We start from the raw sequence: 15,382 nt of genomic DNA on the forward strand, positions 1-15,382 counted from the left end.
GCCGCGCAGAGCCCGGCTCAGACCGCCAGCCCGCGGCGCACGGCCTCGCTCGTCAGCCCCTGCCCGAGCTCGGTGACGAGCCCGCGCACCGCGTCGCGCACGACCTCCGGGTCGCTCGTGCGCAGCGCCGCGACGAACGCGTCGGTCCGCTCGCGCACCACGTCCGTACCCGGGTAGCCGGGCAGCAGGCCCAGCAGCCGGTCGACGTGCGGGCGCATCGCGTGGACCGTGCGGGACAGCACACGGTTGCCCGCACGCTCGAGCAGCACGTCGAGCGCGGCGTCGAGCTCGACGGCCCGCTCGACGCCCTCGCCCTGGTCGTGCGCGGCCACGGCCTGCGCGACGTGCGCCTCGACGAGCGCGAGGTCCGCGGCGGAGAGCCGGTCGGCGGCGCGTCCCGCGGCCTGCGCGGACAGGGTCGCGACCACGTCGAGCACGTCCCGCAGGTGGTCCGGGTCGAGCGGCGCGACCCGTGAGCCGCGGTTCGGCTGGTACGTCAGCAGGTCCTGGTCGCCCAGCCGGCGCATCGCGTCGCGCACGGGCGTGCGGGACACCGACAGCCACGCACCGATCTCCTCCTCGCGCACGACCTCGCCGGGCGCGAGCTCGCCGCTCACGATGACGGCCATCAGCCGCTCGTACACGATGTCGGCGAGCAGCAGCCGTCCGGACTCGACCGCTGCGGTCTGCGTGGGGATGGGCATGGCGGCTCCGCTCGTCGCGCGGGTGTGGGCATGTCCACCGTATGCACGTCGACGCGCGTGTCGTCGGGACCCTCGTCCCTCGTCAGGCTGCCACGCGGACGACGAGCGCCTCGGGGTCGATGCGCGCGGACACCTCGGACACGCGCCCGACGACCTCGCCGTCGACCTGCGCGTGCTCGGCACCCGACACCGCGACGCGCACCGCGCGGGCGCGCGTGTGGTCGATGCGCCCGATGCCGCGCGGCATCCCCTTGACCCCCACGCCCTGCAGCACGACCTCGCCGAACAGCTGCGCCCAGCCCGCGACGCCGCCGCGCGTGTCGATCGCCGCGATGTCGAGCCACCCGTCGTCGACGACCGCGTCCGGCAGCAGCGTGATGCCGCCCGGCAGGCGGCCGCAGTTGCCGATGAGCAGGCTGCGCAGCCGCGCGCTCGTCGCGGGGCGGTCGTCGATGCGCAGGTGCACGCGCGTGCGGCGGCCGTGCAGGTGCTTGATCCCGGCGAGGAAGTAGGCGATCCACCCGACGCGCGCCTTGAGGCCGTCGTCGGCGTCCGCGACCATCGCCGCGTCGAACCCGAGCCCTGCGATCACGAGGAACAGGTGCTCGTCGCCGTCGTGCGCGTGCGCGTGGTCGTCGGGGTCCTTGGCGGCGGACTCCACGCGCAGCCAGCCGACGTCGATGGTGCGGTCCCGGCCCGTGACCACCGCCTCGAGGGCGGACAGCGGGCTGCCGATCGGGATGTCGAGGTTGCGCGCCAGCAGGTTCCCCGTGCCGAGCGGCAGCAGCCCCATCGGCACCCCGGTCCCGACGAGTGCGGCCGCGACCCCGCGCACCGTCCCGTCGCCGCCCACGGCGACCACGACGTCCGCGCCGCGCTCGACCGCCTCACGGGCCTGGCCCGTGCCGGGGTCCTCGATCGTGGTCTCGAGCCACAGCGGTCGGGGCAGACCCTGCTCCGCCGCGGCGTTCTCGATGGCCTCGCGCAGCGCGGGGACGTCGGGCTTGGTCGGGTTGGCGACGAACGCGAGCTGCTGGCCGCGGGCGCGCACCTGGCGCGTGAGCGCGCGGGCCCGCGGGCTGGTGGCGGGGTCCTCCGCGTCGAGGCGCCGCAGCAGGTCCCGCTGGCGCAGCGCGACGACCGCGGCGACGACGAGGGCGACGACCGCGAGCACTCCGGCGGCGAGCGCGGTCCACGCCTCCCATCTCACACCGGCAAACTAGCCGTCCGCGGCGCCCCGGGCGCGCGGAATACCCCGGGGCAATCCGGACTCACCCTCACCGACCCCGTGGTTCGTCCGGCTCCGGTGGTCCGTCCCCGGAGGAACCACGGGGTCGTCGGGGTGCAACCGGGGGCGAGTGGGCGTCGCGTTCAGCGGGGACGACGAGGGTCGGTAGCCTTCGAGGGTGATCGATCTCAAGCTCCTGCGTGACGACCCCGAGACCGTGCGCGCCAGCCAGCGTGTCCGCGGGGACGACCCCGGCCTCGTCGACGAGGTCCTGGACGCCGACGCACGGCGCCGGTCCGCGCTCACGGAGTTCGAGACGCTGCGCGCCGAGCAGAAGGCGCACGGCAAGAAGGTCGCCCAGGCGCAGGGCGACGAGAAGCAGGCGCTGCTCGCGCACGCGAAGAAGGTCGCCGACCGGGTCAAGGAGCTGCAGGCCGAGGCGGACGCCGCGCAGGCCCGGGCCGACGAGCTCGCGCGCCGCATCGGCAACGTCGTCGAGGACGGCGTGCCCGCGGGCGGCGAGGACGACTACGTGGTGCTCGAGCACGTGGGCACGCCCCGCGACTTCGCCGCGGAGTACGGCGCCGACTTCGCGGTGAAGGACCACCTGGAGCTCGGCGAGGGGCTGCGCGCGATCGACACCGAGCGCGGCGCGAAGGTCTCGGGCGCCCGGTTCTACTACCTCACGGGCATCGGCGCGCGCCTCGAGCTCGCGCTGCTCAACGCCGCGGTCGACAAGGCCGTGGGCCTCGGCTTCACGCCGGTCATCACGCCGACCCTCGTGAAGCCGGAGATCATGGCGGGCACCGGGTTCCTCGGTGCGCACGCCGACGAGATCTACCGCCTCGAGGCCGACGACCTGTACCTCGTCGGGACCAGCGAGGTCGCGCTCGCCGGCTACCACTCGGGCGAGATCCTCGACCTGTCGGACGGCCCCAGGCGGTACGCCGGCTGGAGCGCGTGCTACCGGCGCGAGGCCGGCTCGTACGGCAAGGACACGCGCGGCATCATCCGCGTGCACCAGTTCCACAAGGTCGAGGCGTTCTCGTACACGACCGTCGAGGACGCCTACGACGAGCACCGCCGCATCCTCGGGTGGGAGAAGGAGATGCTCGCGCTCGCGGAGCTGCCGTTCCGCGTCATCGACACCGCGGCGGGCGACCTCGGCTCGAGCGCGGCACGCAAGTTCGACTGCGAGGCGTGGCTGCCGAGCCAGCAGCGCTGGCTCGAGCTCACCTCGACGTCGAACTGCACCACGTTCCAGGCCCGTCGCCTGGGGGTGCGCGAGCGCACCGCGGACGGCCAGGTCCGTCCCGTGGCGACGCTCAACGGCACGCTCGCCACGACGCGCTGGATCGTCGCGATCCTGGAGAACCACCAGCAGGCCGACGGCTCGGTCCACGTGCCCGCCGGGCTGCGGCCGTACCTGGGCGGCCTCGAGGTCCTGGAGCCACGATGACACGCACCCGGCTGGTCGCCCTCGACGTCGACGGCACGCTCATGTCGTACGACGGCGTGATCTCGCCGCAGGTGCGCGACGCGGTCGGCGAGCTCGTCGGAGCCGGGCTGCACGTGGTGCTGGCGACCGGCCGCAGCGTCCACGCGACCGTCCCGGTCGCGCGCGAGCTGGGGCTCGCCGAGGGGTGGCTGGTGTGCTCGAACGGCGCGGTGACCGCGCGCCTGAGCGACGAGGAGCCCGCGGGCTACGAGATCACGGACACCGTGACGTTCGACCCCGGGCCGGCGCTGCGCGCGATCGCGCTCGAGCTCCCCGACGCGCTGTTCGCCGTCGAGAACCTCGGCGTGGGCTACCGCGTGTCCGGGACGTTCCCGGAGGGCGAGCTGAGCGGCGAGACCGAGGTCGTCACGCTCGACGAGCTCGCGATGACGTCCGCGACGCGCGTCATCATCCGGGCGGTCGGCGAGAGCCCCGACGTGTTCCACGAGATCGTCGAGCGTGTCGGCCTGCACGAGGTCGAGTACGCGATCGGGTGGAGCGCGTGGCTCGACCTCACGCCCGGCGGGGTGTCCAAGGCGAGCGCGCTGGAGTCGGTGCGGCGCGCGCTCGGCGTCGAGCCGTTCGGGACGCTCGCGATCGGCGACGGAGGCAACGACGTCGCGATGCTGCAGTGGGCCGCGCGCGGCGTCGCGATGGGTCACGCGCGCCCCGCGGTCCTGGCGGCCGCCGACGAGGTGACGGGCGGCATCGAGGACGACGGCGCGCTCCCGGTCCTGCGCTCGCTGCTCGCCTGACGCGACCTCCCGCCGCCGCCCGCGCGCTGACCTGGGCGGCTGTGACCGGTCGTTGACTCGTGCCCGCAACGGATCGTGACGCGATCGTGACCGGTTTGTGGGCGTTGAGGGTTGCGGGTCCTTTTTGCAACGACTTGCATCGTGGGATGGCACATGCGGTCGTGACGGCCGCGTCGTGCGCCATGACGACACGGAGGTCTCATGAACGGGATGCGCAAGCGTCGGTACACCACGATCGCGGCGACGGCCGCGGCACTCGCCCTGGTCCTGACGGCGTGCTCGGACGACGGAGGAGACGGCGACGGCGACAGCACCGCGGGGGCGGCCCCCACGGCGGACTGCGCCGACTTCGAGCAGTACGGCGACCTGAACGGCAAGACGGTGACGATCTACACCGGCATCGTCACGCCCGAGGACCAGCCCTACATCGACTCGTTCAAGCCGTTCGAGGAGTGCACGGGCGCGAAGGTCGACTACCAGGCGGACAAGCAGTTCGAGCAGCAGATCCTCGTGCGCGCGCAGGCGGGCAACCCGCCGGACATCGCGATCGTCCCGCAGCCCGGTCTGCTCGCCCAGCTCGTCGCGACCGGCACGGTCGTCGAGGCGCCCGAGGAGGTCGCCGCGAACGTCGACGAGTTCTGGGGTGAGGACTGGAAGGCCCTCGGCACGGTCGACGGCACGTTCTACGCCGCACCCTCGGGCGCGAGCGTGAAGTCGCTCGTCTGGTACTCCCCGCAGGAGTTCGAGGCGAACGGCTGGGAGGTCCCCACCACGCTCGACGAGCTCAAGACGCTGTCCGACACCATCGCCGCCGACTCCGGGCACAAGCCGTGGTGCGCGGGCATCGCGTCCGACGCCGCGACCGGCTGGCCCGTGACCGACTGGATGGAGGACTTCGTCCTGCGCACCGGCGGCCCCGAGGTCTACGACCAGTGGGTCAACCACGAGATCGCGTTCAACTCCGAGGTCCCGACGCAGGCGCTCGACGCCGTCGGCGAGTACCTCAAGAACCCCGACTTCGTGAACGGCGGCTTCGGCGACGTCTCGTCGATCGCCACCACGGCGTTCCAGGACGGCGGCCTGCCGATCCTCGAGGGGCAGTGCTCGCTGCACCGTATGGCGTCGTTCTACGCGGCGAACTTCCCGCAGGGCACGGACATCTCCGAGAACGGCCAGATCTTCGCGTTCTACCTGCCGGGCGAGACGGCCGAGGACAAGCCGGTCCTCGGTGCCGGTGAGTTCGTCACCGCGTTCGCCGACCGTCCCGAGGTCCAGGCGCTGCAGGCGTTCTGGAGCACCGACACCTGGGCGAACCTCAAGGCGCAGGCGAGCGTCGACCTGACCAACGGTGGCTGGATCAGCGCGAACAAGGGTCTCGACCCGTCGATCCTCACCAACCCGATCGACCAGCTCTCGGCCGACATCCTCCTCGACGAGAACGCGGTGTTCCGCTTCGACGGCTCGGACATGATGCCCGCCGCCGTCGGGTCGAACGCGTTCTGGAAGGAGGCGACCAACTGGATCACCGGGCAGTCGACCAAGGACACGCTCGACAAGATCGAGGCGGCCTGGCCGGCCTCCTGACGTGACGTCGGTGCCCCGGGGGTGGACCGCTCCCGGGGCACCGGCGCGCACGCGTGGAGTCCGCTCGTCCCTCGTCCCCGGGAGGTGCCATGGAAGTCGCCGACAAGCTGGTGACGATGGTGGTCGCGCTGGTCGTGTTCGCCGCCGTCATCGGCCTCATCCTGCTCGTCGTCCACCTGCTCGAGCGGCGCGGCGTGCGCCGCGTCGCCTGGTGGTTCATCGGGCCGACGATGCTGCTCATCACCGTCGGCCTCGTGTACCCCGCCCTGCGGACCCTGTGGCGGTCGTTCTACGACGCCGCGGGGACCAGCTTCGTGGGGCTCGGGAACTACACCGACATCTTCACGTCGGGCGACCAGCTCGTCGTGCTGCGCAACACCGTGCTGTGGGTGCTCGTCACACCGTTCGTCGCGACCGCCGTCGGGCTCGTCTACGCGATCCTCGTCGACGGCGCACGCGGCGAGGCCGCCGCCAAGGCGCTGATCTTCCTGCCGATGGCGATCTCGTTCGTCGGTGCGTCGATCATCTGGCGGTTCATGTACGAGTACCGGTTCTACGACCCGGACGTCGAGAACAACCCCAACCAGATCGGCCTGATCAACCAGGTCATCGTGTGGCTCGGGGGCTCGCCGCAGAACTTCCTGCTCAACAGCCCGTGGAACAACTTCTTCCTGATCGTCGTGATGATCTGGATCCAGGCCGGCTTCGCCATGACGATCCTGTCCGCCGCGATCAAGGCGATCCCCACCGAGATCGTCGAGGCCGCGCGGCTCGACGGGGTCTCCACGTTCGAGATGTTCCGCTTCGTGACCGTGCCGAGCATCCGCCCGACGCTGATCGTCGTCCTGACGACCATCGCCATCGGGTGTCTCAAGGTCTTCGACATCGTCCGGACCATGACGGCCGGGCAGTTCGGCACCAGCGTCGTCGCGAACGAGTTCTACACGCAGAGCTTCAGCGCCGGTAACCAGGGCCTGGGGGCGGCGCTCGCCGTGCTGCTGTTCGTGCTCGTCGTGCCGATCATCGTCTACAACGTGCGCCAGCTGCGGAAGGCGGACCACCGATGAGCGCCGTGCAGATCGACACCGCGACCGTCGGCCCGCCGAAGGCCCCCGGGTCGGGGGAGTCCACCGCCGCGGCCGCGCGCCGCCGGCTGTCGCGCCCGTGGGCGTCGCTGTTCGCGGTCGTGCTGGCCGTGCTGTGGACCATCCCGACGTTCGGGCTCCTCGTCACGTCGTTCCGGCCCGCCGCGGACATCAACAAGTCGGGCTGGTGGACGTCGTTCTTCGACCCGAACTACACGCTCGAGAACTACGAGACGGTGCTGTCGGCGGACAGCGCGCAGTCCCTCGCCCCCTCGATCGTGAACTCGATCGTCATCACGATCCCCGCGGTCGTGCTGCCGATGTTCCTCGCGACGCTCGCGGCGTACGCGTTCGCGTGGATGAGCTTCCGCGGGCGCAACGTGCTGTTCATCGCGGTGTTCGCGCTCCAGGTGGTGCCCATCCAGGTCACCCTCATCCCGCTGCTCAGCCTGTACGTGGACATCGGCGTGTCCGGGACGTTCTGGGCCGTGTGGCTGTCGCACACGATGTTCGGGCTGCCGCTCGCGGTGTTCCTGCTGCACAACTTCATGCAGGAGATCCCGGGCGAGCTCATCGAGGCCGCACGCGTCGACGGTGCGGGGCACGTGACGATCTTCTTCCGGCTGATGCTGCCGATGCTCAAGCCCGCGATCGCGGCGCTCGGCATCTACCAGTTCCTGTGGGTGTGGAACGACCTGCTGGTCGCCCTCACCTTCGCCGGGTCGTCGCGCGACCTCGCGCCCATGACGGTCGCGCTGCTCAACCTCACCGGGACCCGCGGCTCGCAGTGGTTCCTCCTGTCGGCGGGCGCGTTCGTGTCGATCATCATCCCCGCGGTCGTGTTCCTGTCCCTCCAGCGGTACTTCGTGCGCGGCCTGCTGGCGGGCTCCGTGAAGGGGTGACGGACGCGAGATCCCGGCGACGGGGCGGGCTAGCCTTTCGGGCGTGCCCGCCCCGTTGCTGTTCGTGGTCTCGGCCATCGCGCAGTACGTGGGGGCGGCCGTCGCGGTCGACCTGTTCACGCGCCTCGCGCCCGCGACCGTCGCGTGGCTGCGCGTCGCCGTCGCCGCGCTCGTCCTGCTGGTCTGGACCCGCCCGTGGCGCACGCGCGCGCTGTGGACGTGGCGGTCGCTGCGCACCGCCGCGCTGTTCGGCGTCGTGCTCGCCGTCATGAACGTCGCGTTCTACGTCGCGATCGACACCCTGCCGCTCGGCACCGCCGTCGCGCTCGAGTTCGCCGGACCCGTCGCCGTGGCCGCCGTGACCGGGCGGGGATGGCGCGAGCGCGCCGCGATCGTCGTCGCCGCGACCGGCGTGGTCCTGCTCGCGGGCGTGAGCCTGCACGTGGGCGACGACGCGGCGCGCGGGCTCGTGGCTATCGGCGTCGCCGCCACCTGCTGGGCCCTGTACATCCTGCTCGGGCGGCGGGTCGCCGCCGCACCGACGGGCGGGCTCACGGGGCTCGGCGTTGCGATGGCCGCCAGCGCGCTCGTCCTCGCGCCGCTGCTCGCACCGGGCGCCGGACCGGTGCTCACCGACGCGCGCCTCGCGCTGCTCGTGCTCGTCGTCGCCGTGCTCTCCTCCGTCGTCCCGTACGGGATCGAGCAGGTCGTGCTGCGGCGCGTGAGCGCGGCGACGTTCGCGGTGCTGCTCGCGCTGCTGCCCGCGACCGCCGCGGTCGTCGGCGCCGTGATGCTCGGGCAGGTGCCGCACGGGCTCGAGCTCGTCGGGCTCGTGCTCGTGTCCGGCGCGATCGCGCTCACCGCCCGCGAGGCCGACGCCGCCGAGGAGGCGCCCCCGCCTGCGTGACGTCCTACAGGTACTGCCCGGTGCCGTGCTCGTCCGTGCGCGGGTCACCGGCGCGCGCACCCGGCGCCGGCACCATCCCGGGCGGCAGCGCGCGGCGCATCTGCTGCAGCTGCGCCTGCGTCGCCATCTGCTGCGCGACGAGCGCCGTCTGGATCCCGTGGAACAGGCCCTCGAGCCACCCGACGAGCTGCGCCTGCGCGATCCGCAGCTCCGCGTCCGACGGCGTCTCCTCCTGGGAGAACGGCAACGTGATGCGGTGCAGCTCCTCGATGAGCTCGGGGGACAGGCCCTCCTCGAGCTCGTGCAGCGAGCGCTCGTGCACCTCCGCGAGCCGCGCGCGGGCCGCGTCGTCCAGCGGGGCGCTGCGCACCTCGTCGAGCAGCTGCTTGACCATCGTGCCGATCCGCATGACCTTCGCGGGCTGCGCGACCATGCCGCGCACGTCCTCGTCCTCGTCCTGGACCGTGGCGTCGGCCTCGTCGGGACGGTCGGGCGCGGTCTCGTCCTCGGCGGACGAGGCCAGGGGGACGACGACCACGCGCGGGTCGCGGGCAGCGGGGCGGGGCTGGTCGGTCATCGGAGCATTCTCACCGAAGGACCCGTGACGGGCCAGGCACGTGGCTCACACCGACAGGACGAGCTTGCCGAACACCTCGCCGCTCGCGAGCAGCTCGTGCGCGCGCCCCGCCTCGTCGAGGCCGAGCGTCGCGTGCACCACGGGACGCAGGCGCCCGTCGACGACGAACGGCCACACGTGCTCGCGGACCTCCGTCATGATCCGCGCCTTGTCGTGCGCGTCGCGCGAGCGCAGCGTCGTCGTGATGACGCGTCCCCGCCGCTCCATCAGCGCGCCCAGGTCGAGCGTCCCGCGCCGTCCCTTCTGCAGGCCGATCACGACGAGGCGGCCGTCGCGGGCCAGCACCCGCACGTTGTCCTCGAGCGCGGCCGCGCCGACGACGTCGAGCACGACGTCCACGCCCCGGCCGTCGGTCGCCGCGAGCACCTGGTCCGCCAGGTCGTCGGCCCGGTGGTCGAGCGCGACGTCCGCCCCGAGCTCCGCGACCCGCGCGACGCGCCCCGGCCCGCCCGCCGTCGCGAGCACGCGCAGCCCCAGGAGCCGGCCGAGCTGCACCGCGGTCGACCCGACGCCGCCGGACCCGCCGCGGACCAGCAGGGTCTCGCCCGCGCGGGCGCCCGCCTCCCGCAGGTTGGACCACACGGTGGCGAGAGCCTCGGGCAACGACGCTGCGGCCACGGACGACACGTGCTCGGGCACCGGGAGGGCGAGCGTCGCGGGCACGACGACGCGCTCCGCGTAGCCCCCGCCCGCGAGCAGCACCGCGACGCGGTCGCCCACGGCGGGCACGCGCTCGTCGGACCCCGCGGGCCCGCCCGACACGGCGCGCACGACCCCGGCGACCTCCAGGCCGGGCCACGGCGGAGCGCCCGGCGGCGGCGGGTACACCCCCTGCCGCTGCAGCAGGTCCGCGCGGTTCACCCCCGCTGCCTCGACGTCCACGAGCAGCTGCAGGTCCTCGTCGGGACCGAACCCCGGCTCGGGGACCTCGCGGACCTGCAGGACCTCGGGTCCACCGGGCCCGGTGATGACGACGGCGCGCACTCGTGCACACTAACGGGGCCCCCCGACATGTCGCCTTTGGCACGTATCCGGTCGGCTCGATACCACATCGGGTCCTCCGTGCGGGGCACCTCGTCCGGGTTCGTCGTATCCCTCCGGGTGAGGTCCATGGCAAACTCTGCCGCGGGCTAATGGTCGATCGTCCAACGGCCGATACTCGGGCACGGGTCATCCGGCGTCGTGCCCACGCCGACGGGTCCCCCGCGTCGGGCTAGGAAGGGAACGAGATGCTGCGACGACTTGGCATCAGAGCCAAGGTGCTGGCCGTACTGGCCGTCCCCATGCTCGTGCTCGTCCTGCTCGGCGTCTACATCACCGTGAGCGCGTTCGACGACCTCGAGGAGGCGCGCGCCACGCAGAGCGTCACCGACACCCTGCGCGCGTACCAGCCGCTGGGTCAGGCCATCGACAACGAGTACGTCGTGTCGATGACGTCCGGCGACCCCGAGGTGATCGCCGCCGCGCAGGCCGCGACGGACCAGGCGCTCGCCGAGGTGCGCCAGAAGACCAAGGACCTGCCGCTCGACCGGTTCCCGGACGCGCTCGTCCAGCAGTTCCAGTCCGTCCAGGCGGACTACGAGACCACGCTGCCCGCCGCGCGCCTCGCGGTCGAGCGCGGTGGTGTGTCCTCCGTGGTCCGGGCGAACTTCCAGACCATCGAGAACGGCCAGCTCGAGCTCGTCGCCCAGCTCGGTGAGGTCTTCCCCAACCGAGACGTCGCCGCGTCGGTCACCGCGTACCGCCAGCTGTCGCAGACGTCGACGGACCTCGTCGCCGAGCTCATCCAGGGCTCCTCGCTCCTCGGCGGTGTCATCAGCCCCGCGCTCGGCGCCGTCTACCAGGAGAAGGTCGACGCGGTCGAGTCCGCCCGCACGCAGTCCGCGGTCGCGCTCAACCGCATGTCCGGCCTCGAGCTGAAGCTGCCCAGCGGCCAGCCCTCGTCCGCGTTCATCGCCCAGCGTGCGTTGCTGGCCTCGGGCGACCAGGACGCCGTCGCCCAGGTCGACCCCGCCGCGTACGTCGGCGAGATCGAGACGCAGACGACGCAGCTCGTCGAGCTCGCCGGCACGGCCATCGACCACGCGCGCTCGCTCGCCGACGCCGACGTGGACGCCGCACTGCAGCGGTTCTACCTGACGATCGCCGCGACCATCCTCGCGGCCGGCCTGTCCTTCCTGCTCGCCCTCGTCGTCTCCCGCTCGATCGTCAACCCGCTGCGGCGCCTCACCTCGGCCGCGTCCGACGTCCGTGAGCGTCTCCCGCGGATCGTCGAGCAGGTGGCGACCCCCGGTGAGCAGCCGGACGTCCAGCTCGACCCGATCCCCGTGAACTCGCGAGACGAGGTCGGCCGACTGGCCCAGGCGTTCAACTCGATGAACGCGACCACGGTGCGTGTCGCGCAGGAGCAGGCCGCGCTGCGTGGCTCCATCGCCGAGATGTTCGTCAACGTCGCCCGTCGCGACCAGGTCCTCCTCAACCGCCAGCTGTCGTTCATCGACTCGCTCGAGCGCACCGAGGAAGACCCGAACACGCTGGCGAACCTGTTCCGCCTCGACCACCTCGCGACCCGGATGCGTCGTAACGCGGAGTCGCTCCTCGTGCTCGCGGGCATCGACTCCGGTCGTCGTCTGCGCGACGCGATGCCGCTCTCCGACGTGATCCGTACCGCGTCCTCCGAGATCGAGCAGTACGACCGCGTCGAGCTCGACCTGCAGGTCGACCCGCACATGCTCGGCTTCAACGCGCTGCCCGCCGCGCACATGCTCGCCGAGCTCCTCGAGAACGCGACGGTCTTCTCCGAGCCGGAGACCCCCGTCACCGTCACCACCGGCGTGTCCGGCCAGTTCGTCGCGGTCCGCATCCGCGACCACGGCCTCGGCATGACCGACGAGGAGATCGAGGCCGCGAACGCCAAGATCCTCTCGTCCGCCGCCGGTGACGCCCTCGGCGCCCAGCGCCTCGGCCTCTTCGTGGTGGGCCGCATCGCCCAGAAGCTCGGTGCGGCGGTCCGCCTCTCGAAGGCCGACGGCGGCACGGGTACCGACACCACCGTGCTGCTGCCCGCGTCGCTGTTCGCGACGACCGAGACCTCGTCGTACGGCGCGCCCGCCTCGGTCGAGGCGACGATGGCGCAGGACGCCGCCGTGGCCCCCGAGGTCGCGCCCGTCGACCTCGCCGCGCTCACCGACGGCGAGACGTCGCTCGGCCTGCCGCGTCGTCGCCGCGGCGACGGCAGCGAGCCGACCGCGGACTCCGCGCCCATCCCCGTCCCGCAGCTCAGCCCCTCCGGGCTGCCCACGCGTGGCGGCGGCGAGCTGCCGGCCCGCCCGCGCAAGACGTTCGACGAGAACGCGATCGTCCTGCCCGAGACCGCCGTGCCGACCCTGTCGCCGGACCTGTCCGCCGCGGCCCCCGACTGGGCGCCCGCGGTCCAGCAGGCCACGTCCGGCTCGGGCCTGCCCAGCCGTGCCGCCCGCGCCTCCGCGACGCCGCCGCCCCCGGCGGCGCCCGCGCCGGCCGCCGAGCCGGCCGCGCCCAAGGAGGACACGCCCAGCATCCCGTCGCCCGCGGCTCGTGCCGGCCTGTTCTCCGGGTTCCGCACGCGCAACGCGATCGTCGAGGGTGGCGACGGCGGCGTGAGCGACCAGGTCCGCGCGCCGTGGATGTCGCTCGGTGCCCACGGCCTGCAGCCGCAGCAGCCCGCAGCCCCCGAGGTCCCCGCGCTCGCCGCGGACGACGACGAGCCGTGGACGCCCGAGTCCGCGCAGCCCGTCACCGAGGTGCCCGGCCTCGTCCCCGACGACGAGTCCGCGCCCGAGCCCGCCGCCGAGGCCGCACCGGCCCCCGTCGAGCAGCCCTGGGCACCGACGTTCGCGTCCGACGAGACCCAGGCGTTCGAGCCCGTGACCGCCGAGCCCGTCGAGGCGGAGCAGTACGCGCCGGCCGCGTCCGACGACCAGGCCTACCAGCCCGCCTCCTACGAGCCGACGCCGTTCGGGTCCTCGGTCGAGGCCCCGGCGGAGCCGAGCTCGTTCGAGCCGGCGTCGTCCGAGCCGGCCCAGCACGAGCCGGCCCAGTACGAGCCCGCCCAGTACGAGCCGGCCCAGTACGAGCCCGCGTCGTTCGCGGCCGACCAGGCCGAGGTCGACGAGCCCGAGGCCGCCGCGCCGCCGTCGTACGAGCCGGCGTCGTACGAGCCCGCGTCCTACGAGCCCTCGTTCGAGCAGACGTCGTACGAGCCTGTCGGCTACGAGGCGTCCGAGCCCGAGGCCGTCGAGCCCGCCGCGTACGAGCCGCTCTCGTACGAGCAGCCGAGCCACGAGCAGCCGAGCCACGAGCAGGAGCAGGTCGAGGAGCAGGCCGCGCCCGCGTCCTACGAGCCCGCGTCCTACGAGCCCGCGTCCTACGAGCCGGTCTCGCACGAGCAGCCGTCGTACGAGCAGCCGTCGCACGAGCCGGCTGCCTACGAGCCCGCGTCGTACGAGCCTGCCGCCTACGAGCCCGCGTCGTACGAGCAGGCGTCGCACGAGCTCGCCTCGCGCGACGAGCAGGAGCCCGCTCCCGCCGCGTACGAGCCCGAGCAGCCGGCCGCCGAGGCGTGGTCCGCCCCGGCGCCCGTCGAGCCGGCCCCGGTCGAGCCCGCGTCCGAGGCGCCGCGCGTGTCCTTCACGTCGTACAGCGGCTACGCCGGCTGGTCCGGCGCCCGCCGCCGCGCCGCCGCCGACGCCGAGAAGTTCGACTTCGAGCGCACGCTCGACGAGGCCCGCGCCTGGCACACGGGTGCGCAGCCGGTCGTCGCCGACGCCGCGCCCGCCGCCGAGCAGGCGCCGGTCGCCGAGCCGGCCTACGCCGAGCCCGTCGTCGAGCCGGTCTACGCCGAGCCCGTCGTCGAGCCGGCTGCCGAGCAGCTCGCCGAGCCCGCCGCCGACGAGCCCGCGTGGCAGCCCGCCTGGCAGGCGCCGTCGTGGGAGGCCGTCACCGGTGCCGTCCCGGTCGTCGAGGAGCCCGCGGCGCAGGCCGTCCCGTCCCTCGAGCCGACGGAGCCTGCCTCGTCGTTCGCGGTCCCGTCGCTCGTCGCGGACGAGGCCGAGCCGCAGGCCGAGGGTGAGCAGGTCTGGGCCGAGACGACCCCCGCGTGGGGTGCGCCGGCGTGGCCGTCGCTCGCGGAGAGCGAGGCACCGGCCGAGGCCCCCGTGGCGCACGCCGAGCAGGGCTACGCGCCCGCCCCGGTGGAGCAGCCGTTCGCGCAGCAGCCCGCGCCCGTCGAGCCGGTCGCCCCGGTCGCCCCCGTGGCGCCGCAGCCCGTCGCCGAGCAGCCGGCCGCCCACGCCTGGGGTGCGCCCACCGGGTTCGGGGCGCAGGGCGTCTCCGAGCTCGAGCGTCAGCCCGCCGAGGAGAAGGGCTCGCGCAAGCGCTGGGCCGGTCTGTTCGGTCGCCGCAAGGGTGAGGCCGGTCCGGCCGAGTCCGCACCGGCGTCGGTGCCGACGCCCACGCCGGCACCCGCCCCGGCTCCGGCCGCCGGCTGGTCGGCTCCCGCGTCGGTCCCGCCCGAGTCGCCGGTCCGCACCGAGGCCCCCGCCTGGTCCGCGCCCGAGCCCCCGGCTCCGGCCGCACCCGCGCCGGTCGCCGCGGCGCCCGCGTCGTCGGGCACCTGGGCGCCGCCGGAGTGGGCCGCGAGCCGCCCCGCCGCCGCTGCAGCACCTGCGGTGGACGTCCCCCACCCGGCCGTGCCGCCGTCGGTCGCCCCGCGCATCGGGACGCTCGACGACAACGTGGCCGCGATGCTGGCGCTGCGCTCCGACATCCAGGAGCAGGCGCTGTCCGAGCTGAGCCAGCTGTCGGCGTACCGCCCGAGCGTGAACCGCTCCGGCGAGCAGCTCACGAAGCGTGTGCCGACGGCCGTCCCGGCCACGGCTCCCGAGCCCACCGAGCCGGCCGCCCCGGTCCAGCGCGACGCGAACGAGCTGCGCAACCGGCTGTCGAGCTTCCAGTCCGGCACGTCGCGCGGCCGCCAGGCCGCCGGCTCCGGCGAGTCGCCGAGGAGCACGTCGTGACCCCGGCCGTCGTTCCCACCATCGCC

General features: G+C 73.6%; 11 protein-coding genes. 7 read left to right on the forward strand and 4 right to left on the reverse strand.

What is annotated here, in order from left to right:
• Positions 1–17: 17 nt before the first annotated feature.
• Both F1D97_RS04620 and F1D97_RS04625 read right to left on the reverse strand, forming a co-directional pair.
• Positions 18–704 carry a GntR family transcriptional regulator gene (locus tag F1D97_RS04620; protein WP_236122538.1) on the reverse strand — a complete coding sequence of 229 codons (687 nt, stop codon included), beginning with the start codon at positions 702–704 and terminating at the stop codon, positions 18–20.
• 82 nt (positions 705–786) lie between these two features.
• The gene (locus tag F1D97_RS04625) at positions 787–1,914 is read right to left on the reverse strand and encodes a diacylglycerol/lipid kinase family protein (RefSeq protein ID WP_236122539.1); all 1,128 of its coding nucleotides are present in this window, start codon (positions 1,912–1,914) and stop codon (positions 787–789) included.
• A gap of 196 nt (positions 1,915–2,110) precedes the next feature.
• Between F1D97_RS04625 and serS the strand changes: the two genes are divergently transcribed.
• From serS to F1D97_RS04655, 6 genes are all read left to right on the forward strand, one after another.
• Entirely contained in the window at positions 2,111–3,391 is a 1,281-nt protein-coding gene (gene serS, locus F1D97_RS04630; RefSeq protein ID WP_236122540.1) for a serine--tRNA ligase, read from the forward strand.
• The gene (locus tag F1D97_RS04635; protein WP_236122541.1) at positions 3,388–4,185 is read left to right on the forward strand and encodes an HAD family hydrolase; all 798 of its coding nucleotides are present in this window, start codon (positions 3,388–3,390) and stop codon (positions 4,183–4,185) included. Before serS ends, F1D97_RS04635 begins: the two co-directional genes overlap by 4 nt.
• 201 nt (positions 4,186–4,386) lie before the next feature.
• Positions 4,387–5,769 (forward strand): ABC transporter substrate-binding protein, encoded by a 1,383-nt coding sequence (locus F1D97_RS04640; RefSeq protein ID WP_236122542.1) that lies wholly within the window; start codon positions 4,387–4,389, stop codon positions 5,767–5,769.
• Positions 5,770–5,858: 89 nt separating this feature from the next.
• The gene (locus tag F1D97_RS04645) at positions 5,859–6,836 is read left to right on the forward strand and encodes a carbohydrate ABC transporter permease (RefSeq protein WP_236122543.1); all 978 of its coding nucleotides are present in this window, start codon (positions 5,859–5,861) and stop codon (positions 6,834–6,836) included.
• Positions 6,833–7,756 carry a carbohydrate ABC transporter permease gene (locus F1D97_RS04650; RefSeq protein ID WP_236122544.1) on the forward strand — a complete coding sequence of 308 codons (924 nt, stop codon included), beginning with the start codon at positions 6,833–6,835 and terminating at the stop codon, positions 7,754–7,756. The genes F1D97_RS04645 and F1D97_RS04650 overlap by 4 nt, the downstream gene beginning before the upstream one ends.
• 43 nt (positions 7,757–7,799) lie before the next feature.
• The gene (locus F1D97_RS04655) at positions 7,800–8,663 is read left to right on the forward strand and encodes an EamA family transporter (RefSeq protein WP_236122545.1); all 864 of its coding nucleotides are present in this window, start codon (positions 7,800–7,802) and stop codon (positions 8,661–8,663) included.
• 4 nt (positions 8,664–8,667) lie between these two features.
• Here the strand turns inward: F1D97_RS04655 and F1D97_RS04660 are convergent, their stop codons facing one another.
• Together F1D97_RS04660 and F1D97_RS04665 are read right to left on the reverse strand one after the other, a co-directional pair.
• Complete coding sequence (locus F1D97_RS04660; RefSeq protein WP_236122546.1) at positions 8,668–9,240, reverse strand: bacterial proteasome activator family protein; 573 nt, start codon at positions 9,238–9,240, stop codon at positions 8,668–8,670.
• A 45-nt stretch (positions 9,241–9,285) separates the two neighbouring features.
• Positions 9,286–10,284: a zinc-binding dehydrogenase gene (locus F1D97_RS04665; protein WP_236122547.1), complete on the reverse strand. Its 999-nt coding sequence runs from the start codon at positions 10,282–10,284 to the stop codon at positions 9,286–9,288.
• Between the two features lie 245 nt (positions 10,285–10,529).
• On the opposite strand from F1D97_RS04665, the gene F1D97_RS04670 reads away from it, so the two are divergent.
• Entirely contained in the window at positions 10,530–15,356 is a 4,827-nt protein-coding gene (locus F1D97_RS04670) for an ATP-binding protein (RefSeq protein ID WP_236122548.1), read from the forward strand.
• Positions 15,357–15,382 lie beyond the last annotated feature (26 nt).

It is taken from the genome of Cellulomonas palmilytica (assembly GCF_021590045.1).
Taxonomy (GTDB): domain Bacteria; phylum Actinomycetota; class Actinomycetes; order Actinomycetales; family Cellulomonadaceae; genus Cellulomonas; species Cellulomonas palmilytica.

What these genes read in the sequence shown, in the direction of transcription:
- F1D97_RS04620 (WP_236122538.1), bottom strand. Translation starts at nt 704, where the DNA reads ATGCCCATCCCCACGCAGACCGCAGCGGTCGAGTCCGGACGGCTGCTG.
- F1D97_RS04635 (WP_236122541.1), top strand. Translation starts at nt 3,388, where the DNA reads ATGACACGCACCCGGCTGGTCGCCCTCGACGTCGACGGCACGCTCATG.
- F1D97_RS04640 (WP_236122542.1), top strand. Translation starts at nt 4,387, where the DNA reads ATGAACGGGATGCGCAAGCGTCGGTACACCACGATCGCGGCGACGGCC.
- F1D97_RS04645 (WP_236122543.1), top strand. Translation starts at nt 5,859, where the DNA reads ATGGAAGTCGCCGACAAGCTGGTGACGATGGTGGTCGCGCTGGTCGTG.
- F1D97_RS04650 (WP_236122544.1), top strand. Translation starts at nt 6,833, where the DNA reads ATGAGCGCCGTGCAGATCGACACCGCGACCGTCGGCCCGCCGAAGGCC.
- F1D97_RS04660 (WP_236122546.1), bottom strand. Translation starts at nt 9,240, where the DNA reads ATGACCGACCAGCCCCGCCCCGCTGCCCGCGACCCGCGCGTGGTCGTC.
- F1D97_RS04670 (WP_236122548.1), top strand. Translation starts at nt 10,530, where the DNA reads ATGCTGCGACGACTTGGCATCAGAGCCAAGGTGCTGGCCGTACTGGCC.